At 67.5% G+C, this 21,183-nt stretch carries 22 protein-coding genes; 13 read left to right on the top strand and 9 right to left on the bottom strand.

Translation table 11 applies throughout. The features are described from left to right. Window positions 1-3: 3 nt before the first annotated feature. The 6 genes from ACOQOP_RS14400 to pcaC form a co-directional block, all read right to left on the bottom strand. Window positions 4-1,419 (bottom strand): hypothetical protein, encoded by a 1,416-nt coding sequence (locus ACOQOP_RS14400; protein WP_420562498.1) that lies wholly within the window; start codon window positions 1,417-1,419, stop codon window positions 4-6. Between the two features lie 296 nt (window positions 1,420-1,715). Further along, entirely contained in the window at window positions 1,716-2,324 is a 609-nt protein-coding gene (locus ACOQOP_RS14395) for a superoxide dismutase (protein ID WP_420562497.1), read from the bottom strand. Window positions 2,325-2,469: 145 nt separating this feature from the next. Next, window positions 2,470-3,375, bottom strand: a complete 906-nt coding sequence (locus ACOQOP_RS14390; protein ID WP_420562496.1) for a DUF1932 domain-containing protein — start codon at window positions 3,373-3,375, stop codon at window positions 2,470-2,472. Further along, window positions 3,372-4,595, bottom strand: coding sequence for a CaiB/BaiF CoA transferase family protein (locus ACOQOP_RS14385; protein WP_420562495.1), 1,224 nt, complete (start codon window positions 4,593-4,595; stop codon window positions 3,372-3,374). Before ACOQOP_RS14385 ends, ACOQOP_RS14390 begins: the two co-directional genes overlap by 4 nt. Window positions 4,596-4,666: 71 nt before the next feature. Continuing rightward, window positions 4,667-5,578: an NAD(P)-dependent oxidoreductase gene (locus ACOQOP_RS14380; RefSeq protein ID WP_420562494.1), complete on the bottom strand. Its 912-nt coding sequence runs from the start codon at window positions 5,576-5,578 to the stop codon at window positions 4,667-4,669. Between the two features lie 54 nt (window positions 5,579-5,632). Beyond that, window positions 5,633-6,016, bottom strand: a complete 384-nt coding sequence (pcaC, locus tag ACOQOP_RS14375) for a 4-carboxymuconolactone decarboxylase (RefSeq protein ID WP_420562493.1) — start codon at window positions 6,014-6,016, stop codon at window positions 5,633-5,635. A gap of 214 nt (window positions 6,017-6,230) precedes the next feature. Here pcaC and ACOQOP_RS14370 point away from each other — a divergent pair, with 214 nt between their 5' ends. Together ACOQOP_RS14370 and ACOQOP_RS14365 are read left to right on the top strand one after the other, a co-directional pair. After that, complete coding sequence (locus ACOQOP_RS14370) at window positions 6,231-6,662, top strand: dihydroneopterin aldolase (RefSeq protein ID WP_420562492.1); 432 nt, start codon at window positions 6,231-6,233, stop codon at window positions 6,660-6,662. Between the two features lie 59 nt (window positions 6,663-6,721). Next, window positions 6,722-7,642 carry a pirin family protein gene (locus ACOQOP_RS14365; protein ID WP_420562491.1) on the top strand — a complete coding sequence of 307 codons (921 nt, stop codon included), beginning with the start codon at window positions 6,722-6,724 and terminating at the stop codon, window positions 7,640-7,642. Between the two features lie 3 nt (window positions 7,643-7,645). Here the strand turns inward: ACOQOP_RS14365 and ACOQOP_RS14360 are convergent, their stop codons facing one another. Beyond that, on the bottom strand, window positions 7,646-8,404 hold the full coding sequence (locus ACOQOP_RS14360) for an SDR family NAD(P)-dependent oxidoreductase (RefSeq protein WP_420562490.1): 759 nt from the start codon (window positions 8,402-8,404) through the stop codon (window positions 7,646-7,648). A 131-nt stretch (window positions 8,405-8,535) separates the two neighbouring features. Between ACOQOP_RS14360 and ACOQOP_RS14355 the strand changes: the two genes are divergently transcribed. From ACOQOP_RS14355 to ACOQOP_RS14325, 7 genes are all read left to right on the top strand, one after another. Beyond that, window positions 8,536-9,522, top strand: coding sequence for an SMP-30/gluconolactonase/LRE family protein (locus ACOQOP_RS14355; RefSeq protein WP_420562489.1), 987 nt, complete (start codon window positions 8,536-8,538; stop codon window positions 9,520-9,522). Window positions 9,523-9,540: 18 nt separating this feature from the next. Further along, window positions 9,541-10,479 carry a hydroxymethylglutaryl-CoA lyase gene (locus ACOQOP_RS14350; RefSeq protein WP_420562488.1) on the top strand — a complete coding sequence of 313 codons (939 nt, stop codon included), beginning with the start codon at window positions 9,541-9,543 and terminating at the stop codon, window positions 10,477-10,479. Between the two features lie 6 nt (window positions 10,480-10,485). Further along, on the top strand, window positions 10,486-11,667 hold the full coding sequence (locus ACOQOP_RS14345; protein WP_420562487.1) for a CaiB/BaiF CoA transferase family protein: 1,182 nt from the start codon (window positions 10,486-10,488) through the stop codon (window positions 11,665-11,667). Window positions 11,668-11,722: 55 nt separating this feature from the next. Next, entirely contained in the window at window positions 11,723-12,247 is a 525-nt protein-coding gene (locus ACOQOP_RS14340; RefSeq protein ID WP_420562486.1) for a PAS domain-containing protein, read from the top strand. 77 nt (window positions 12,248-12,324) lie between these two features. Next, window positions 12,325-12,927 (top strand): helix-turn-helix transcriptional regulator, encoded by a 603-nt coding sequence (locus ACOQOP_RS14335; RefSeq protein WP_420562485.1) that lies wholly within the window; start codon window positions 12,325-12,327, stop codon window positions 12,925-12,927. An 83-nt stretch (window positions 12,928-13,010) separates the two neighbouring features. Then, complete coding sequence (locus ACOQOP_RS14330) at window positions 13,011-13,688, top strand: HD domain-containing protein (protein WP_420562484.1); 678 nt, start codon at window positions 13,011-13,013, stop codon at window positions 13,686-13,688. Between the two features lie 256 nt (window positions 13,689-13,944). After that, window positions 13,945-14,910 carry a dimethylarginine dimethylaminohydrolase family protein gene (locus tag ACOQOP_RS14325; protein WP_420562483.1) on the top strand — a complete coding sequence of 322 codons (966 nt, stop codon included), beginning with the start codon at window positions 13,945-13,947 and terminating at the stop codon, window positions 14,908-14,910. A gap of 171 nt (window positions 14,911-15,081) precedes the next feature. Here ACOQOP_RS14325 and ACOQOP_RS14320 read toward each other — a convergent pair whose 3' ends face one another. Then, window positions 15,082-16,077, bottom strand: a complete 996-nt coding sequence (locus tag ACOQOP_RS14320) for an alpha/beta hydrolase (RefSeq protein WP_420562482.1) — start codon at window positions 16,075-16,077, stop codon at window positions 15,082-15,084. Window positions 16,078-16,202: 125 nt separating this feature from the next. Next, entirely contained in the window at window positions 16,203-17,384 is a 1,182-nt protein-coding gene (locus tag ACOQOP_RS14315; RefSeq protein WP_420562481.1) for a winged helix-turn-helix domain-containing protein, read from the bottom strand. Window positions 17,385-17,440: 56 nt separating this feature from the next. On the opposite strand from ACOQOP_RS14315, the gene ACOQOP_RS14310 reads away from it, so the two are divergent. The 4 genes from ACOQOP_RS14310 (at window position 17,441) to ACOQOP_RS14295 (ending at window position 21,149) form a co-directional block, all read left to right on the top strand. Further along, complete coding sequence (locus ACOQOP_RS14310; protein ID WP_420562480.1) at window positions 17,441-17,851, top strand: VOC family protein; 411 nt, start codon at window positions 17,441-17,443, stop codon at window positions 17,849-17,851. A 12-nt stretch (window positions 17,852-17,863) separates the two neighbouring features. Continuing rightward, entirely contained in the window at window positions 17,864-18,634 is a 771-nt protein-coding gene (locus tag ACOQOP_RS14305) for a class II aldolase/adducin family protein (protein ID WP_420562479.1), read from the top strand. A gap of 38 nt (window positions 18,635-18,672) precedes the next feature. Beyond that, window positions 18,673-19,560, top strand: a complete 888-nt coding sequence (locus ACOQOP_RS14300) for an NAD(P)-dependent oxidoreductase (RefSeq protein ID WP_420562478.1) — start codon at window positions 18,673-18,675, stop codon at window positions 19,558-19,560. A gap of 140 nt (window positions 19,561-19,700) precedes the next feature. Continuing rightward, complete coding sequence (locus ACOQOP_RS14295) at window positions 19,701-21,149, top strand: adenylate/guanylate cyclase domain-containing protein (protein WP_420562477.1); 1,449 nt, start codon at window positions 19,701-19,703, stop codon at window positions 21,147-21,149. The last annotated feature ends 34 nt before the right edge of the window (window positions 21,150-21,183 follow it).

Here is a 21,183-nt window from a genome sequence, read left to right as displayed (position 1 = left end):
CCCTCAGATCGGGGCTGCGTGCTCCAGCTCGCAGGTCGACAGGAGCGCGCTGACCCGCTCGCGGTTGTCGCTGGCGCTGAACAGCGGCACGGTCAGGCGCGACCACTGGACCACCTGCAGGCCGTCGCTGCCGGCGACCACGCCGTTGCAGCGGTGCAGCACCGGTTCGCGCCGGCGCTGCACCGAGCGCAGGTCGCGCTGGACGCAGAGACCGAGGCCGCGGTCGGGCACGTCGATCAGCCGCGAGCCTTCCATGGCCCGGTGCGCCCGGTCGTCCCAGACCTGGACCTGGCCGGGGGCGTAGCGAGCGATCCGCAGGTCCTCGTTCGCATCCACCACCAGGAGCTTGGTGCGGGTCTGGAACAGGCCCAGCCGCTCCAGGTCGCGCAGCATGGCCTCGCCCGTTCCCGCGCCGGCCTTTTCTTCCTGCCAGCGCGTGAGCGTGAGGGAGAAGGGATGGGTCGCAGCCCAGGCCTGGCCGGACGCGAGGATCTGGTGGATCGGCACCTCGATGCTGTCGACCAGGGTAAGCGGTTCGTCATTGGCGGCGATGCGGCAGATCGCCCGAAGGCGGTCGGCGAGCTGTACCGGCCGGCCCTTTTCGCGGACCCAGGCCATGCCGTTCCACCAGGCGAAGGTCACCTCGCCACCCATGGGCGCCCACACCTCGCACAGGGCGACGAGCTGGTTCAGCGCCTCGCGGCGGATCGCCACCGGGTCGAGGGCGACCACTTCCGGCACCGAGGAGCGGAAGGAGGTGCCGTGCAGGCTCCATCTGCGCTTGATGCCGACCCAGCCGAGCGACCGCAGCGCGAAGCTCACCATCTCCGGGGTCGGCTCGACCAGCCGGCGGTCCTTGAGGGAGTCCGCCGTGTTCACCGGCGCCAGCCATTCCGCCATGGCGAGGCTGCGGGCGAACCGCTCCTCGTCCACATGGCCGTGGCCGTCGAGATCCTGCAGCAGAGGCGAAGCCAGCGGATAGCGCAGCGTCTCGGAGAGCTCGTAGGGTAGGGGCATCGGGAACGCCTCGGCCCCCCAGACCGAGCGGTCCTCGCCGACCGCGTCCGGGCGCTGGCTCGTGACCGTGTCGAGGTAGCGGCAGGCGCTCTCCCGTTCGAGGAAGGCGATATCCACGGGTCCGGCGTCCTGGTCGATCAGGACCAGTTCGATCATCGTACCGGGGGCTTCTTCCGCCAGGTGCTGCGGCAGCGCCTGAAGCGCCTCCGCGCAGGCGGTGCTGGGGTTCAGGCGTACCACGGCCCGGTCCGGATGGATCCCCACATCCACCCAGCCGAAATGGTGCAGCATGGTGAACAGCATCGGCGCTTCCCCACCCGCACCGTCGGAGTGCCGATCCTCGCGACCCGCCTGGGTCAGCCAGAACCCCCTGCCGACGCCGTTTCCGTCGTCATCCCCCATGTCCATTTGCCCCTGGACGATTTGTAGCGTCAAAAACTGTCGCATGCCCACGTCAACGCAAACAAGCCCGATTCGCGAACCGGATTGTTGATTTGTCAATGGTTGAACAGTGGTGGGGCATACTAGAGGCGCCGTTGTATTAGTCGACGGCGGCAGTGCCCGAAAAGAGAAAGGCCGGCGCCGAATGGATACTTTCGGCGCCGACCCTATGTCAATTGTCGTCAGTTTACCGTCCTCTCGGCCACCCTTTGCGCTTTAGCTGCAATCGGCCCCGAAAGTATGAATGATCACGACGTTCAGGAAGCCTTACCGAAGATTTCGGCGACGCGCTCCCAGTTGACCAGATCGTTCACGAACGCCTTCACGTAGTCCGGACGGGCGTTGCGGTAGTCGATGTAGTAGGAGTGCTCCCACACGTCGCAGCCGAGCAGGGCCGTGCCCTCGCCGGTGGCGAGCGGGTTCACGCCGTTCGGGGTCTTGGTGATGGCGAGCTTGCCGTCCTTGCCGAGGATCAGCCAGCACCAGCCGGAACCGAACTGACCCACACCGGCCGCGATGAAGTCCTCCTTCATCTTGTCGACGCTGCCGAAGTCGGAGACGATCTTCTTCTCCAGCTCGCCCGGGATGTTGCCGCCGCCATTCGGCTTCATCCACTTCCAGAACTCGATGTGGTTCCAGTGCTGCGAGGCGTTGTTGAACAGCCCGCCGCCCTTGCCGCCGTCGTAGGAGGCCTTGACGATCTCCTCCAGCGACTTGCCTTCCAGGCCGCTGCCCTCGAGCAGCTTGTTGCCGTTCACGACATAGGCGTTGTGGTGCTTGTCGTGGTGGTACTCCAAGGTCTCCTTAGACATGACCGGCGCCAGGGCGTCGTGCGGATACGGCAGATCGGGAAGTTCAAAGGCCATTGCGGCTCTCCTCTCGTGAAACTCTTGGCCGTGGAGGGACCCCACGGGTGGCCGGTGCGCGGTGTGCAGATACGCGGTGTCTGGGCGTGCGGCTCCGCGTCGTTCCCGGCCGCACGTCACCATGTAATAGCAAGAGATTTCTTGTCTAGAGGGAAGCGGGTTTCGCCGACGCCTCCGTCACCGCCTCCAGGAACTCCTCCAGGGTCTCCGGATCGCGGCCGACGAAATGCTCGCGCAGGCCGAGATCGGCGACCCACATCTGCCGGTCCCGGGTGCCCACTGCCGTGGACGGCTCCAGGCCGAGGTCACGCAGGGTGTCGGCCACGCTCTCCATCTCGATCGCCCGGCGCCGCCCGTGCAGCGCCATGCGGCCCATGTGGAACGTCGCCACCTGGCGCCAGTCGAGGCCGGGGAAGGTGGACTGGATGGAGGCCAGCACCCGGTCGGCCACGCCGGCCCGGTCGGCCGCCACCAGGCTCTCGCATAGGATCGCCTCGATCCCCTTCATGAAGACCGAGCGGGCCATTTTGATGGTGGAGGCCTGACCGATCTCGGTGCCGACCACCTCCACTTTCATGCCAAGGCCGGTCATGGTCTGTGCCACCGCCTCGGCCGCCTCGCCCGCCAGCAGCATCGGCACGACATGGCCGCGGCCGAGCACGGTGTCCATCACCGCCACGTCGACGTAGCGGGCCGCCGAACTGCTCTCCACCGCCTTCGCCGCCTTCACCTTCTTGCCGGGCGCGCAGGAGTTCAGGTCGAGATAGAGCTGACCCTGGCGCAGATGCGGGGCGGCACTCTCCGCCGCCTCCAGCGCCCGTTCGGAGGTAACCGTCGACAGGATCAGGTCGGCCTCGGCCACGGCTTCCGCGGGCGTGTCGCAGGGGGTAGCGCCGAAGCTCTCGGCCTTGGCGCGCCAGGCGTCGCGGGTGGCCGGGTCGGCCGCCAGGATGTCGTAGGTCGCGACGGATTTGGCTCCCGCGCCGAGGAGACCCTTGGCGAGTTCCGGACCGGCCTCGCCGAAGCCGATGAAAGCCAGCTTCACACTCATCCGACCGCTCCCGCCTTGCGCAGGGCCGCGATCTGCTCGCTGCCATAGCCGAGCTCGGTCAGCAGGGAGTCAGTGTCGCCGCCGAGTTCGGGTCCGGGGTTCTTCGGCGGGGCGGAGCCGGAATTCCGGATCGGATGGGCGACCATGCGGAAGGCCTCCTCTAGCCCCGGCGCCGCCCGGTCGAGCGGCGGCGGGAAGGAATGGATGCCGTCGCGCTCGGCGACGAAGGGATTGTCCATGGCGTCGGCGATGTCGAGGATCGGCGAGGCGGGCACGGAGCCGCCGAACTCCGTCATCCATTCGGCCGTGGTCTTTGCCGACAGGGCGTCATCCAGGATCTCCTGGATCGCCGGCCGCTCGGCCAGCCGGGCCTTGAAGGTGGCGAAGCGCGGATCGGTCGCCAGCTCGGGACGCCCGATCTTCTGACACAGGGCCGGCCAGAACTTCTCCTTGTTGCACATCAGGTAGATCCAGCCGTCCTTGGTCTTATAGGTCTGGCAGGGGGTGAGGGACGGATGGGCCGAGCGCGGCAGCCGGTCCTGCACATGGCCGGCATTCAGGTACCAGGTGGACAGGTATGTCACGGTGTGCAGCGCCAGGTCGAACAGGCTGACATCGACGTCGCGGCCCTCGCCGGTCTGGCGCGCCAGCAGGATGGCGGAGGTCACGCCGAAGGCCATGGTGACGCCGGTCATCAGGTCGACCACCGACAGGCCGAAGCGGCTCGGCGGCGATCCCGGCTCGCCGGTGACCGAGAACCAGCCGGCCTCGGCCTGCATCAGGTAGTCGTAGCCCGGCCAGGTCTTGCGCGACCCGTCGCGGCCATAGGCCGACAGGTGGGCGCAGACGATCTTCGGGTTCACGTCCTTCAGGCTGGCATAGTCAATGCCGAGCTTCTCCGGCACGTCGCCGCGCAGGTTGTTGGTGACGGCGTCGGCGGTGGCGGCCAGCTCCCGGAAGATCCGGCGCCCCTCCTCGCTGCGCAGGTCGAGGGCGACGCTGCGCTTGTTCAGGTTGAACGAGTGGAAGAACTGGCTCTGGCGGCCCTCGTCGTCGAAGAAGTACGGGCCGACGGCGCGCGCCATGTCGCCGCCGTCGGCCGGGTTCTCGACCTTGATGACCTCGGCCCCCTGGTTGGCGAGATACATGGTGCCGAAGGGTCCGGCTCCATACTGCTCGACCGCCAGGATGCGGACACCCTCCAACGGCTGTCCCGCCATCGCCTTCTCCTCTCGTTCGTTTCCTCCGCCTGCCGTCCCGTCTGGCGCGGGACGTTGACCGGCCGTGTGGTTCAGGTCTTCGGACCCTTCAGCTTGATCGCGTTGGCCTTTTCCAGCACCTCGATCGTCGCTTCGTGGTTCGCGGTCGGCATGACCTGGTTGTAACCGGCCCAGATCTCGTTCAGCGACGCCAGCAGCGGCGCGAACATGTCCTGGTCGCCGGCGAGACCGGCGGCGATGCCCACATCCTTGGCCATCAGCGCGGTGGCGAAGCCCGAGTTGTAGGTCCGCGGCAGCACCGACTGGTGGTACTTGCGCTCCGTGGAGGAGTTGCGGCCGGTGGAGACGTTCAGGATGTCGACCATGGCGGACGGGTCGAGGCCGAACTTCTGGCCGATCAGCAGCGCCTCGTTCGCGGCGGTCAGGCCGACGGCGGAGAGGTAGTTGTTCAGGCACTTCATCGCGTGGCCGGCGCCGAGCGGGCCGCAGCGGAAGATGTTCTTACCCGTCGCCTCGAAGGTCGGCATGACCTTCGCCAGCGCCGCCTCGTCGGAGCAGCCGACCATGATGGACAGGGTGGCCTTGTCCGCACCCGTCACGCCGCCGGAGACCGGCGCGTCGATCAGGGTGATGCCCTTGGCGGCCAGCTCGTCGCCCAGCTCGCGGGTGCCCATCGGAGCCGACGAACTCATGTCGACCACGATCTTGCCCGGTGCGAAGCCGGCGGCGAGGTTGTCGCCGTCGCCGAAGCAGATGCGGCGGACGACCTTGCCGTCGGGAACGATGGTGACGATCACGTCGGACATCTCCGACAGGGCGGCGAGGCTGGACGCCCGCTTGGCGTCGAACTCGTCGGCGAAGCGGCCGAGCTTGTCCTGGTCCAGGTCGAAGACGGCGATGTCGACGCCGGCCTTCTTCGCGTTGCGGGCCATCGGCCAACCCATGTTGCCGATGCCGATCCACCCGACGGTGATGTCGGACATATGTCTCTCCGTGGTGTTGTCAGTGTTCCGGATGCGGGGCGGGGGCGGTGGGGATCAGTCGATCCCCATCTCCTTAAAGACCTCGCGGGCATTGCGGAAGGCGTCGATCGCCGCCGGCACGCCGCAATAGATGGCGGTCTGCAGGAAGACTTCCTTGATGTCGTCCTTCGTCAGGCCGTTGTTGATCGCGCCGCGGATGTGCAGGCGCAGCTCGTGGCTCCGGCCGAGCGCCACCAGCATGCCGAGGTTGAGCATCGAGCGCTGCTGGCGCGTCAGGCCCGGACGGCCCCAGACCTCGCCCCAGCAGTATTCGGTGACCAGCTCCTGCATCGGCATGTTGAAGTCGTCGGCCGACGCGATCGACTTGTCGACGTACTCGGCGCCGAGCACCTCACGCCGGTTCTTCAGACCGGCCTCGAACATGGCCTTGTCGCTCATGGTATTTCCTCCGATTTGTATACAAGATTGGCGCAGACCCTAGCCCTGACGGCCCTCCACGCCAAGATAGGAAGGTGAAGAGACGGGTTTCGTCCCTCCGATGGCGGGTTTGGGACGACAAAGCCCCGTCCTTGCGTCTAGGGTGCGCACCGCTCGACGACGCGCAACCCCGTAAATTCCGGGTGCGGCAACTGGCTGAGAAGACGAGACGACGATGGCGCCCGAGGGACCGATGACCTTCACGATCGACGAACCGCGCGCGGCCGATGCCACCGAGGTGGTGGACGCTCTCTACACCGTGCGGATCAACGCCCTGGTGGTGGATTTCCAGATCGGCATCCATGCCCACGAGCAGGGCGTGCGCCAACGCGTACGCGTGGACATCGCCGTGGACGTGACCCGGCCCGAGGGCGGATTCCGTGAGGATTACGCGCGGGTCTATTGCTACGAGCGCATCGTGAAGGCGGTCCGCGCGCTGGCCGGCGGCGGCCATGTGAAGCTGGTGGAGACCCTGGCCGACCGGGTGGCCGAGATCTGCCTGGCCGACGAGCGGGCCAAGCGGGCGGAGGTGACGATCTCCAAGCTCGACGTTTTCCACGACGCCGAGAGCGTCGGCGTCACGGTCGTGCGCCGCCGGGTGGGCTAGCCACCCCTCCCAATCGGGCTAGATCTGGCTTACTCTTCAAGCATCAAGAGGGGGCGGCCATGAGCACACTTCAGGAACTCGATCCCGACTGCTACGACGAGGGCCGGCTGGATGCCGTCGACCTCACCATCGTGCCGCGGGCCCGCGATATCGGCGGCTTCGAGGTGCGGCGCGCGCTGCCCTCGGCCAAGCGGCAGATGATTGGACCGTTCATCTTCTGGGACCAGATGGGGCCGGCCGCCTTCCCGATGGGCGAAGGGATCAACGTCCGTCCGCACCCGCATATCGGCCTCGCCACCCTGACCTACTTGTTCGACGGCGAGATCTACCACCGCGACAGCCTCGGCACGGCGCAGCCGATCCGGCCGGGCGAGGTCAACCTGATGACCGCCGGCAAGGGCATCGTCCATTCCGAGCGCATGGACGACGCGGTGAAGGCCCTGGGCCCGAACCTGTTCGGGATCCAGTCCTGGATCGCCCTGCCGAAATCCAGCGAGGAGGTGGCGCCCGCCTTCGAGCATCGCGACCAGACGGCCCTGCCAACCCTGGAGGCGGAGGGCAAGGCGGTGCGGGTCATCGCCGGCTCGCTCTGGGGGGCGACCTCGCCGGTGACCACCTTCTCGGAGATGATCTACGCCGACGTCGCGCTGCAGACCGGGGCCAAGCTGCCGATCCCGGCCGATCACGAGGAGCGGGCGATCTATATCTCGGAGGGCACGGTCATCGTCTCCGGCGACCGCTTCGACTGCGGCCAGCTCCTGGTGCTGCATCCGGGCGACCCGGTCACCGTCGAGGCGGCGAGCCAGGCGCGCATCCAGGTGCTGGGCGGCGAGCCGATGGACGGCCCGCGCTTCATCTGGTGGAACTTCGTCCATTCCTCGAAGGACCGGATCGAGGCGGCCAAGGCCGACTGGAAGGCCGGCAAGTTCGACATCGTCCCCGGCGATGAGGAGGAGTTCATCCCCCTGCCGGACAAGTGAGGCTCAGCTCACCCGAACCATCGCCCCGTCGACCGGGATCGCGGCACCGCTGATGTAGCGGGCCAGCGGCGAGGCGAGGAACACCATCAGGATCGCCAGATCCTCCGGTTCGCCGAAATAGCCGGCCGGGATGTACTTGTCGATGAAGGCCTGGCGGCTCTCCTCGGTCGGATGCAGGCGGTTGTCGATCTGGTCGGAATGGATCCGGCCCGGCGCGATTGTGTTCACGGTGATCCCGAATGGTGCCAGTTCCAGGGACATGGTGCGCGACCAGGACTGCAGGGCCGCCTTGGCCGGCATGGCGGCGTTCATGGTCGGGCCGACCATCGCGCCGGTCACGTTGATGATCCGGCCCCACTTGCGCTCCTTCATGCCCGGCACGATCGCCTGGGACAGCCGGCGCGCCGCTTCGAAGTTCAGCTTCAGCGAATCCGCCCAGAACGTCTCGTCCCAGGGATCCTCCATGGGACGCGAGCCGCCGGCGTTGTTGATCAGGATGTCGATGGCACCGCCGGCCGCCTCCAGCGCTGCCGCGCCGATCGCAGCACACCCCTCCACGCTGTCCAGGTCGCCGGTCACCGCCACGGGCGCCGGGCAGCCGGCGGCGACCGCCGCGTCGATCACCGCCTGCAAAGCGGCCTCTCGCCGGCCGTGGATGATCACCGTCGCCCCCTCGCGGGCCAGCAGCAGGGCGGCGGCCCGGCCGATGCCGGCCGAGGCGCCGGAAATGAGAACGGTCTTGTCGGAAAGCAGCAGGTCCATGGCATCATCCCTGGTCGGTGGAGGGCGCATGATGCCAGCGGACGCCCGCATCACAAGATGCCGCAGGGGCATGACTCCATGCACATGGCCGTCTTTTCGCCAGGCGGGTGCGGCGCTACAGTCCGGGCGTCATGGATTTTGTCATTACCCCCGATGCCGTCTCGATCTTCGGCCGCGGTCTGCGGCGGCCGGAATGTGTAGCCTGTACCAAAGCCGGAGCGATCTGGGTCAGCCATGCCCTGCCCGCGGGCGGGGGCGGTGTGGCCCGGCTCGACGCGGACGGCACGCCCCAGCTCATTGTCGCCACCTCCGGCGCGCCGGCCGATTTCATGCCGAACGGCTGGTCGATGGCGCCGGACGGCTCGTTCCTGATCGCCAATCTCGGCGACAGCGGCGGTGCCTGGCGGCTGTATCCCGACGGGTCCTGCACCCCGGTGCTGCAGCAGATCGAGGGCTATCCGGTGCCCCCGGTGAACTTCGTCCATCTGGACGAGGAAGGCCGGGTCTGGATCTCGGTCAGCACCTGGCGCATCCCGCGCGACCGGGCCTTCCATCGCGACGTGGCGGACGGCTTCGTCATCCTGATGGACGCGATCGACCGGCCGGAGACTGCGCGGATCGTCGCTGACGGGCTCGGCTATACCAACGAGGTCAAGGTCGATCCCTCCGGCCGCTGGCTCTACGCCAACGAGACCATGGCCCGGCGCCTGTCCCGCTTCGAGCTCACGAGCGACGGGCTGGGTAGCAGACAGACCGTGGTCGACTATATGGAAGGGGTGATCCCCGACGGCTTCGAGTTCGACGCCGAGGGCGGCATCTGGTGCGCCAGTGTCATGAGCAACCGGCTGGTGCGGGTCGCTCCGGATGGCAGCCAGCATGTGATCCTGGAGGATCTGGACCCGGCGGAGATCGCCCCCGCCATGGCCCGCTGGCGCGACGGCAGCTTTACCCGCGACGACATGATGATCGGCGCCAAGCGCTCGCTGCGGAACATCGCCAGCATCACCTTTGGCGGGCCGGACCTGAAGACGGTGTATTGCGGGTCGCTCGCCGGCGAGGGGCTGGCGACCTTCCGCTCCCCGGTGGCCGGCGCGGTGCCGCCCCACTGGAATTTCTGAATAATCGGAGGAAACGACATGACTCAGGTGCGCAAGGTTGAGGTGACGGAAGTCGGCCCGCGCGACGGCCTCCAGGCCGAGAAGCGGATGATCCCGGCGGCCGAGAAGATCGCGCTGATCAACCGGCTGATCGATGCCGGCGTGCCGCGCATCGAGGCGACGTCCTTCGTGTCGCCCAAGGCGGTGCCGCAGCTCGCCGACGCGGCTGAGGTGATGGCCGGGATCGACCGGTCCAAGGGTGCGATCATCGCCACCCTGGTGCCGAACGCCCGCGGCGCCATCCGTGCCGCCGAGTGTCAGGTCGACGAGATGGTGGTCTTCGTCTCCGCGTCGGAAAGCCACAACAAGAAGAACGTGAACCGCTCGGTGGAGGAGTCCCTGAAGGGCTTCGAGGAGGTCGCAAAGATCGCCGGCGACGCCAAGATCCCGGTGCATGGCGCCATCGCCACCTCCTTCGGCTGCCCGTTCGAGGGCAACGTCGCACCCGAGCGCCTGGGGATGATCGCCAAGCGGTTCCAGGACATGGGCTTCGTCGGCATGACCTTCGGCGACACCACCGGCATGGCGACCCCGCCGACCGTGCGCGCCGGCATCGCCGCCGTCCGCGAGGCCGCACCCAAGCTGACCATGGGCCTGCACTTCCACAACACCCGCGGCATCGGCCTCGCCAATGTCATGGTCGGGCTCGACGAGGGCATCGACAAGTACGAGAGCTCCTTCGGCGGCACCGGCGGCTGTCCCTTCGCGCCGGGCGCCACGGGCAACATCTGCACCGAGGATCTGGTCTATCTGCTGCACGAGATGGGCATCGAGACCGGCATCGACCTGCGCAAGCTGATGGCGATCGGCTGCGATGTGGAGACGGTGGTCGGCCACCCGCTGCCCGGGCAGGTGATGAAGGCGGGCCAGCGGCTCGACCTGCACGACATGGACGCCGTCCGCACTGCGGAAGGGTGAGCCTCCGTGACGGAGAGGGACATTGCGGGCGCCCCGGAAGGGGCGCTCGACGGCATCCGCGTTGTCGACCTGACCCGCATCCTGGCGGGACCGTTCTGCACCCTGCTGCTCGCTGATATGGGCGCCGACGTGATCAAGGTGGAGCCGCCCGCCGGCGACCCGGTGCGCGGCCAGGGGGCGATGGTCGAGGGCTATAGCTGGTACTTCGCCCAGTTCAATCGCAACAAGAAGTCCGTCGTGCTCGACCTCTATACCGAGGAGGGCAAGGCCGACCTCACCCGAATGCTGGAGACGGCGGATGTGGTGGTCGAGAACTACCGCCCCGGCGTCTTCGCCAAGATGGGCTTCTCGCCCGAGCGGCTTGCCGAGATCAATCCGCGTCTGATCTGCGCCAGCGTCAATGGCTACGGCTCCACCGGCCCCTATGTGGACCGGCCCGCCTTCGACTTCATCGCCCAGGCGATGAGCGGCTTCATGGCGGTGAACGGCGATCCCGATGGCCCGCCCCGGCGCGCCGCCCCGCCGGTCTCCGATCTGATCGCCGGTCTGTACTGCGCCTTCGGCGTGGTCTCCGCCCTGGAGGCCCGGCACCGCACCGGGCGCGGCCAGCAGGTGGAGAGCAGTCTGACCGGCGGGCTGATGTCGATGATGGCCTATCTCTCGGCCGAGTATTTCGCCACCGGCCAGAACCCGACCCGCACCGGCAACAACCATCCCATTGTCGCGCCCTACGGCCTGTTCGAGGCGGCGGACGGGGAGATCGCGGTCGCTCCCTCCAACGACACCTTCGTGGAGCGTTTCCTGCGGGTGCTCGGCCTGGAGGGCCTGCTCCAGGAGCCGGATTTCGCCACCAATGCGCAGCGGATGGCCAACCGGGACGCGCTGAACGCCCGGATCAACGCCGTCACCCGCACGCAGCCGGTGGACCACTGGATCGAGGCCATCAACAAGGCAGGCTGCCCGGCGGGCCGGGTCATGGGGCTGGATGAAGTCTTCACCGACCCGCAGGTGCTGGCCCAGGAGATGGTGATCCAGTCCGAGCGCCCGGGACGCGCGCCGATCAGGATGACCGGCTTCCCGGTGAAACTATCCCGGACACCGGCCGCCCTGCGTCAGCCGCCACCAGAATTGGGCGAACATACGCAAGAAATTCTAACCTTTGTGAGAAAAGCCACAAAGTCGCATTGACGCTAGGGAAATCTGTGCTCACGATTTCCGGCAGCTCTTCTTGCCGGGACCGCCGATGGCCCTCACCGACTCTGTTTTCGTCTATCCGGACCTCGACACCAGCTCCGTCGAGTACGCGCCGGACTTCAGCACGGCCGGGGTCCGATCGTGGCTGCGCACCGGCAAGATGCGCGACGTGCTCGATTTCTGGAACGATATCCGCCAGTTCCGGCGCTGCCCCGAGTTGTGCGATGTGGATTTGACCTCGGTGCCGGAACTGTCCAACTGGATGATCCTGCTGGAGCGGCCGGTGCCGGGGGGCGACTGCCTGTTCCGTACGGTCGGCCGCAAGATCATCGAACTGTCCCACCTGGACATCACCGGCCAGCCGCTGATGGCCCTGCCGGACCCGGAATACCGCCGGATGTTCCAGGCCAACTGCGACGCCGTCACCCGGGCCGCCATGCCGCTCGCCTCGCGGTACCGGCGCATGCTGAAGGGCCAGAGCTTCGATTTCGAACGGCTCGACCTGCCGCTGACCCTCGAGTCCGGCCGGGTCGGCGGGGTTCTGGTCGGCATGCACGCGGCCGGGGTCGACTGACCGCTCTCGCCCGCGCTTGCGGTTTCGACGCCGATCTCCGACCATGAGCACCGGTTTCCGGATCGGTGGATTGTCCCATGAATTTCGGTCCCGTTCTGCGCCGCATCCGTGTCGTGCGCCGGCTCAAGCAGCAGGCCCTGGCCGATCTGGTCGGGGTGACCCAGGCCACCGTCTCGCGCTGGGAGAGCGGCGACCTGGCCCCCAGCCTCGACCAGCGCCGCCGGCTGATCCGGCTGCTGCGCAGCACCGCCACGCTGAACGCCGATCACGGCCTGCGCCGGCTGGTGGAGACCTCGCCCCTGCAGGTCCATCTGGTCTGCGACATCACCCACCGCCTGCTCGCCGCCTCGCCCTCCCGCGAGGCCGAATGGCTGTCCGACGCCCGAAGCTGGGAGGGCCGCTCGCTCTACCGCTTCGCCACCGAGGAGATCCGCCAGGCCGAAGGCAACCTCGACGCCTGCGGTTGGTTCGAGGGCAGGGTGCCGGGCGCCTTTTTCTGGACCGAGGCGGGCGACCCGGAGACGCCGATCCGCATCCAGGAGGGCTACTGCATCTGGGAGCGGCTGACCCTGAACGACGGCAGTCCTGTGCGCATGGCGACCACGCTCGCCCCGGACGCGGTCCCGGCCAGCGTGCTGCAGAGCTTCATCGACCTGCGCGGCCCGGTGCCGGCGGCCTGAGCGCGTCGCATAACTTATACGTGGAGGCCGGTCCGGCCCGGCCCTAGCCTGCTGCAGACCCGAAGCGGACGCGGAGGTCTCCCATGCAGCATCAGGCCCGAATCATCATCGACTTCCTCGCCTTCAGCGAGCGGCTGAAGCGCGAGCTGCGCCATTCCTGGCTGTCCGACGGGCGGCGGGAGAGCGTGGCCGAGCATTCCTGGCAGTTGGCGCTGATGGCGATCCTGGTGGCGCCGCATCTGCGCCGCCCGGTCGACCTGCTGCGGGTGCTGGAGATGATCGTCGTCCACGACCTCACCGAGGCGGTGATCGGCGACATCCCGGCCTTCGAGGTGAGCGACCGCCAGAACGCCAAGCGTCAGGGCGAGGCCGAGGCGGCGAAGCGGATCCGAGACAGCCTGGACGTCGATACCGGCCGGCACGTCCATGCCCTGTTCCTGGAGCTGGAGACCGGCGGCACGTCCATGCCCTGTTCCTGGAGCTGGAGACCGGCGGCACGTCCGAGGCGAAGCTGGTCCACGCGCTCGACCGGCTGGAGGTGCAGATCCAGCACAACCTGGCTCCGGACGAGACCTGGGAGCCGGTGGAGTATCCGATGGTCTTCACCCGGCTGGCGGGGCCCTGCCGCCACGACCCGTTCCTCGCTGAGCTCGCCAGTCTGGTGGAGCGCGATGGCGCGGCCAAGCTGGCTGCGGCTGGAGTGGACGTCGCGGCGGTACGGCGCGCGGCGACGGCGGCCTGACGCGGCTGCCCGGACCTGATCCAGGGTGGGCGTGTCGAAGGGTGGGAGCTTCCCCATAACCGTCATCCCGGCGAACCCCGGACTTGTTCCGGGGATCGGCCGGGACCCAGCACCAGTGTCCGAACGAAGGTCCCGGGCGGCCCCCGGATCAGGTCCGGGCGCCCCCGGGATGACGAATGAGAGAAAATAACGCGACGGCCCCACACATTTCGCCCCTTTGACATTCGTCCGGCGCCCGACAATTCTCCGACTTCAACGCGATCGGAGAGACACCCGTGGACAAGACCGGCAACACCTTCAATTCGGCGGCCTATGGCGGACCCGGCTGGCAGGGGCGCACGCGCACCCACCGCGAGGAGATCGGCGATCTGTGGGCCGCGAGCGGCATCGACAGCGAATATGCCCCCTTGCGCTCGGTGCTGCTGCACCGGCCGGGCGGCGAGCTGGCGGCGGCCCTGGAGGATCCGAACTCGGTGCAGATGCTGGAGCCGCTCGACCTGGGCCGCGCCGGCGAGCAGCACGACGCCATGGCCGAGGCCTACCGGGCGAACGGCGTCGACGTGCAGTATGTCGATCCAGCCGGACAGCCGACCCCGAACCAGATGTTCTGCGCCGACCTGTTCGTGATGTCGCCGGACGGCGCGATCCTGGCCCGCCCGGCCTCCACGGTGCGGGCCGGCGAGGAGCGCTGGGTTGCCCGCCGCCTGGCCGATGCCGGGGTGCCGATCCTGCGCACGCTGACCGGCAACGCGGTGTTCGAGGGGGCGGACCTGATGTGGCTCGACCCGGAGACGGTGATGGTTGGCCTCGGCCTGCGCACCAACGAGGACGCCGCCGCCCAGATCGCGGCCTCTATGGAGGAGATCGGGGTGGAGACCCTGGCCGTCGACATGCCGTTCGGCACCATGCATTTCATGGGCATGCTTCGGATCGTCGATAAGGATCTCACCATCTGCTGGCCGCGCCGCACGCCGTTCTCCACGGTGCGGGCGCTGGAGGAGCGGGGCTACGAGATCCTCTGGCTGCCGACCTCCGAGCCCGACAGCGTGCTGAACCGGGCGCTGAACATCGTGACCCTGGGCCCGCGCAAGATCCTGATGCTGGCGGGTTATGAGGCCGTGCAGAAGGTTTACGAGAAGGCGGGCATCGAGTGCGTGACCGTCGACGGCTCCGAGCTGGTCAAGGCGGCGGGTGCCATCGGGTGTCTCACGGGCGTGGTTCGGCGGGATTTGGTGGGGTAGGGGCAGCGCGCGCCCAGGTTCGCCGTCCCCTTCTTGCACTCCCCGGATTTATTCCGGGGGCCACGTCGGGGCCGGCATGGGCCCGTCAGACTGCACGCCGGCGGATGGGTGGCCCCGGAATAAATCCGGGGAGCACGGGACGGGGACGGTGGGGATATGCGCCCGAACCCATCACACGGTCAGGATCAGCGTGCGGTCCGGTCCCGCCGGGACGCGGCCGCGTTCGATCGTTGCCGCCATATGCTCGAAGGCGACGCCTGGCGCACCCTCAGTCACGCCGTTGGTGCGGAAGAAGTAGCTGTGCCCCTTGGGGCGGTCGTACAGGTTGTTGAAGTCGTCGCAATCGATGGCGTAGACGTTGCTCGGGACCACTGCCATGTCCTCCGGCCCGGTATGGCCGAGCCGGCGTGAGATCGTCTTGTTGCTGGGCGTGTTGGCGATCTTGCTGGCGGACATCGCCAGGTCGTCATTGGCGAAATAGACGATCACGTTGCGGGCGGTTTGGGTGATCCGGTGACCTGACCAGCCCGGCTCCAGCGATTGGTTGTCGATGTCCGCGGCGAACATGAAGATGTTCTTGAAGATCGCCGGCATCCCGCCTTCGTAGGTGGTCCAGCGGTCCAGGGTGAAGCGCAGGACCCGGTTGCCCATCGAATGGGCCAGAATATTGATCGGCCGGTAGCAGGCGTTGTCACCGCCCCGGTTCGCCCGCCATTCCAGGAACTTTCCCAGGACCCGGGCGAAGCCGAAGCCGCTCTTGTCGGCGGCGTCCTGATCGTCCCAATAATCCTTCATGATCCCGAAATCCTCGTCGCAGGGCCAGAGGAGCAGGATGACCTCAACCGATTTCGCGTTCGGGTCATTGGCGAAGCGTGCGTCCAGGAGCTTCTGCAACTCGGCGGCGCGGGCGAAGGCAGAGTCCGCGGTGGTGCTGAATCCATGAAGGTAGAGCAGGATCTCCTGCTCGATCGCGCCCTGGGTACGTCGGAAGAAGGCCTGACTGCCGATTTCATACAGAACGCCGTCGTCGTCGCGGCGCAGGAAATAGACGGAGCTGCCGGGGTCGCGATCCCTGGGATGCAGTTCGAATACGCGTTCGGGCCGGCTCGGCGTCGGCGCCCATTTGTCGGGCCCACCCTTGCGGGCATAGTTGGTGATCACAAGCATGGCGACTTCCCCCCGTCACGATGGCGGTGAGAACAGTATCACAACCAATCAGGGTTTTTTGTGGCGATCACCACGCCGCCAATATCGGAGGACTCACCCGGCTCAGGTCCTTAGCCAGGCTCGTGCTAGCGCACCACCCGCTCCATCCCCGTGAACACCCGCCAGCGTTCGATCTCGGCGTCGATCTTCGCGTCGCGGGCCTTCGAGGCCCGCACGCCCGGCTCCATCCACATGCCGCGCACTTCCAACTCGCCCCGAGCCCGGTGGGTCTTCAGCTCGATGCGGCCGACCAGACGGTCGCGCTCCAGCATCGGCAGCACGTAGTAGCCGTAGACCCGCTTGGCCGCCGGCACGAAGGCCTCGAAGCGGTAGTCGAAGCCGAAGATCCGCTGGGTGCGCTCGCGCTCGCGGATCATCGGGTCGAAGGGCGACAGGAACCGGACCCGGGTCGGGGGCTCCGGCGCTTGGGCCGCCAGTTCCAGCACGTCCGGCCGCGCCCAGACCAGCCGGGTGGAGCCGTCGGCCTGCTCGATCTCGATCCGGCGCAGGGTGTTGTCGCCGGCGCTCTCGCACCAGGCCTGGGCCTCCGCCGGGGAGATCGAGTCGAAGAACCGCGCCACCTCGCCATGGGTGGCGACCGCCAGACGCGCGATCGCCTCGCGCCCGGCCCAGTCGACGAAGGCGGCGTGATCCGGCTCCGGATCGTGGTGCTCTGGCGGGATCACCCGATGCGACAGGTCGTAGATCTTGGCGAAACCCTTGCGACCCGAGACCGCGAACTCGCCGGTGCGCCAGAGATATTCCAGCGCGGTCTTCGACGGAGTCCAGCCCCACCACGCCCCGCGCTCCTCGGTGTCGTCGGGGGTGACCTCGCGCGAGGTGACGCTTCCCTCGACCTCCACCCGGCGGCGCATTTCCGCCAGAACCTCATCCTGGCGCCCGGCGAAGCGCTCGGTCCAGTGCGATGCCCGGTCCATCCGCTCCTTGTAGCGGGCGAAGCGCGGCTTCCAGTACGGGTAGAACCGGGTCGGGATGATCGACGCGTCGTGGGTCCAGTGCTCGAACAGCGACCGGCGCTTCTCCAACAAGTGCTTCAGCAGGCTCTTCTTATAGCCGTTGGCGCGGGTGAACAGGATGTGGTGATGCGCCTGCTCCAGAGCGGAGATGGTGTCGACCTGCACGAACCCCAGCCGGTCGATCAGCGCGTCGAGCCCGTCGCGGGTCAGCGGGCCCGAGGGCGACTCGGACAGCGCATGCTGATGCAGGAACAGCCGGCGCAGCTCGGCATTGGAGAGACGGTCGGTCATGGCGTCGCGCTGGGCCCTGGGTCTATGCTGCGGAAAAAGCCGGAAGGGAGGTCACCATGCCAATCGGAAGACTCGATCATGTCAATCTCCGCACCACCGACGTCCCGCGCCTGGTGGCATTCTACGAGCGCGTGTTGGGGCTGAAGAAGGGAAAGCGGCCCGATTTCGGCTTCGGCGGCGCGTGGATGTATTCCGGCGAGGATGCCGTGGTCCATATCGTGGAGACCGGCGGAACCGCCGAGTATCGCGGCGACCAGCAGCTCGAGCACTTCGCGATGCGGGCCACCGGGCTGGAGGAATTTCTCGCCCATCTGCGATCCCTTAACATTGCATACAAGTGTGGGGTTCTGCCCGGCGACGGCTTCGGCCACACTCAGGTGAACATCTTCGATGCCGACGGGAATCATATCCATATCGACTTCCCGCCGCACGAGAGTGCCGACATCACCGAGTTCAAAGGTACCTGAAGGAGGCCAGCCGTGACCGTTACCTCGATGCCCCGCCCCAGCCGCTGGTCCGATGCGGAACGTGAGACGCGCGAGGATCTCGCCGCCGTCTACCGCGTCTTCGCCGCCAAGCAGATGGACGACCTGATCTACACCCATATCTCCGCCCGGGTGCCGGGCGAGGACGATCACTTCCTGATCAACCCGTTCGGGCTGATGTACGAGGAGGTGACCGCCTCGAACCTGGTGAAGATCGACCTGCAGGGGAACATCGTCGAGGACAGCCCGTACCCGATCAACTATGCCGGCTTCATCATCCACGGGGCGGTGCACGAGGCGGTGCCGGGGGCCCATTGCGTCATCCACCTGCATACCGACAGCGGCGTGGCGGTCTCCTGCCAGCGCGAGGGTCTGATCGACGCCTCCCAGTTCGGCATGTTCCTGCCCGGCGGCATCGCCTATCACGACTACGAGGGCCTGGCCTTCGATGATGCCGAGAAGCCGCGGCTGGTGAACGACCTGGGGGCCTGCAAGGCGATGATCCTGCGCAACCACGGCACGCTGACGGTCGGCGAGACCGTCGCCGAGGCGTTCTTCCACATGTACAACCTGGAGCGCGCCTGCCGGGTGCAGGTGCTGGCCCAGGCCGGCGGCCAGGCCGAGGTGCTGCCGATCCCGCCGGAGATCGTCGCCCATACCCGCGCGCAGAAGCCGGAAGGGGCCCGGCTCGCCGGCATCGGCAAGCTCGAACTGGCCGCCTGGAAGCGCAAGCTCGACCGCATGGGCAGCGACTTCCGCGCCTGACCTCCTCCACCTGACGGACACCTGAAGGGAATTAGAGAATGACCAACCCGATCGGCTTCATCGGTCTCGGCAATGCCGGGGCGTCGGTCTGCAAGGCGCTGCTGGACAAGGGCCAGACCGTGATCGGTTTCGACCTGAGCCCGGAGCGCCGCAAGGCCGCCGCCGAGATCGGGGTCACCCTGGCCGACAGTGCCGCCGACGTGGCGTCCAAGGCCGACCGGATCATTCTCTCCCTGCCCAAGCCGGAGGCGTCCATCGCCGTCGTCGAGGAGATCCTCGGCGCTGGCCACCGGCCGTCCATCATCATCGAGACCAGCACCGTCACCCCAGCCACCGCCATCGCCTGCCACAAACGCTGTGCGACCGAGGGTGTCGGTTTCGTCGATGCGGCGATCGCCGGCGGTGTCGCCAGCATGGCCTCGGCCAAGATCACCTTCTTCCTCGGCGGCTCGCCGGAGGAGATCAAGCTCGCCCGTCCGGTTCTCGACCTGCTGGCGGAGCGGATCTTCGAGCTCGGCCCGATCGGTGCCGGCATGGGCACCAAGGTGGTGAACAACGGCGTCATGCACGCGGTCATGGTCGTGCTGATCGAGGCCTTCGCCATGTCGACCAAGCTCGGCGTGCCGGTGCAGACCATGGTCGACATCCTGAACCGGGAGGAGGGGCTGCTGCGGCCGCTGGTCCACCGGGTGCAGGAGCGCATGGCCGACGGCAACTACAAGGGCGGCATGTCGGTGTCCAACGCGCGCAAGGATTCGGTTCTGGCGCTGGAGACGGCGCAGAATCTGGGCGTGCCGCTGTTCGCCACGCTGGCTTCGCACACGCCCTACGAGATCGCCGAGGCCAAGGGCATGGGGGACCTCGACTACGCCGCACTGGCCACCCTCTGGGAGGACTGGGCGACGGTCGACTTCCAGAAGAAATGACCTTGCTGGAACTCCACCCGGAATCGCGTTACTGAAACAATTGAAACTTCCATCGGTATGCGCGTGAAACGCTGACTGACTATCAGTCCCGCCGCTCCGAGAGGTTTGGCGGGATTCGGTCCGGGTGGGGGAGAGCCGGCGTGGCTCAGGTCGTCGCATACGAGATTGAAATCCAGTCGGACGGGAAGTGGCGCACGCTGCAGACCTACGACCCAAGCGAGCTCGGCGAGGCCCAGTCCGAGATCCAGCGTCTTCAGCGCGATCCTCCGGGCAGCGGCCTCAAGCTGATCGAGGAAACGCTGGGTGAGGACGGGATGTTCAAGCGGCGCACGCTGATGTTCAAACGGTTCGACGACGGCACGCCGCCGCCGCCGTCCCTGCGCGCGCCCGCCGCCGCCCGCGACGCCAAGGGCGACACCAGCGCCCGGGGGCGGGCCTCCACCGTCATGCGCCCCGCGAAACCGGCCAAGCCCGCCGGCCGGGGCCAGCGCATGGGCTTCGGCGGGTCGCTGGCCGATCTGCTGTCCTTCCTGTTCGTGCCGCTGCGGGCGCGCCGGGGGGACGGCGGCTCCGAACTCGCGGGCGGAGACATCGCCAAGATCGCGCCGCCGGAGATCACCGGCCCGACCCGCAAGCGCGGTCAGGTCCCGATCTTCGAGGACGAGCAGGACGCGGCGCTCGAGGACCTCATCATCGCCGACGCCACCTATCGGCAGTTTCGCAGCTTCTTCGAGACTTTGCGTCAGGGCGGCGCCCTGGAGGCGGCGAAACGGGATCTGGCCTTCGCGCGCAAGATCAGCCTGTTCGCCATCGGGGTTCTGTTCTCCATCGAACAGGACATCAACATCTTCTCCGACCGCGGCCGGTCCATCGTCGGCCAGGTGCTGAAGTTCTTCATCGAGAGTACCGACGCCATCGGCCATTTCGTGGAGACCATGGAGCGCTACCTGACCGAGAAGGACGCGCCGGCCTCCATCCGGGTCGGCTCGCGCTGCTTCCGGCTCTACCAGCAGGCCGATATCGACGCCCTGAAGCAGACCTTCGAGGAGGCGTTCGGCATCACCGACACCCTGGAGGTCGGGCTGGGCGGCAAGGTCAAGGTCGGCATCCTGTTCACCGACATCGTCGACAGCACCCGGCTGACCAGCGAGATCGGCGACGCCGCGGCCCAGTCGGTGATCGAGCACCACGAGAAGCTGGTGCTCGACATGTGCCGGCGGTTCGGCGGCCGCAAGGTCAAGCATCTGGGCGACGGGCTGATGCTTAGCTTCGCCAACAAGGAGCGGATGGTCGCCTGCGCCGTGGCCCTGGTCGACAGCATGAAGGGGATGGCCGGCCGACCGGACGCGCCGGAATACAGGATCCGTTGCGGCGGTCATTTCGGCGAGGCGATCATGAGGGAGGAGGACTTCTTCGGATCGACGGTGCAGCTCGCCGCCCGGATCTCGGCCAAGGCCGGGGAGAACGAGGCCTGCTTCTCCACCATGCTGTTCGACCGCGACCTGCCGACCTACGAGCGGTTCGAGGATCGCGGCGCGGTGGAGCTGAAGGGCTTCAGCCAACCGGTGGTGCTGGCGGTCTACGGGTGAGCGTCCAGGGCCGATCGGCACCTTCCGCCATGGG

This window comes from Thalassobaculum sp., assembly GCF_965223715.1.
GTDB lineage: Bacteria > Pseudomonadota > Alphaproteobacteria > Thalassobaculales > Thalassobaculaceae > Thalassobaculum.
Note: the sequence above shows the minus strand (reverse complement) of the source record. Positions and strands in the feature narration are given on the sequence as shown.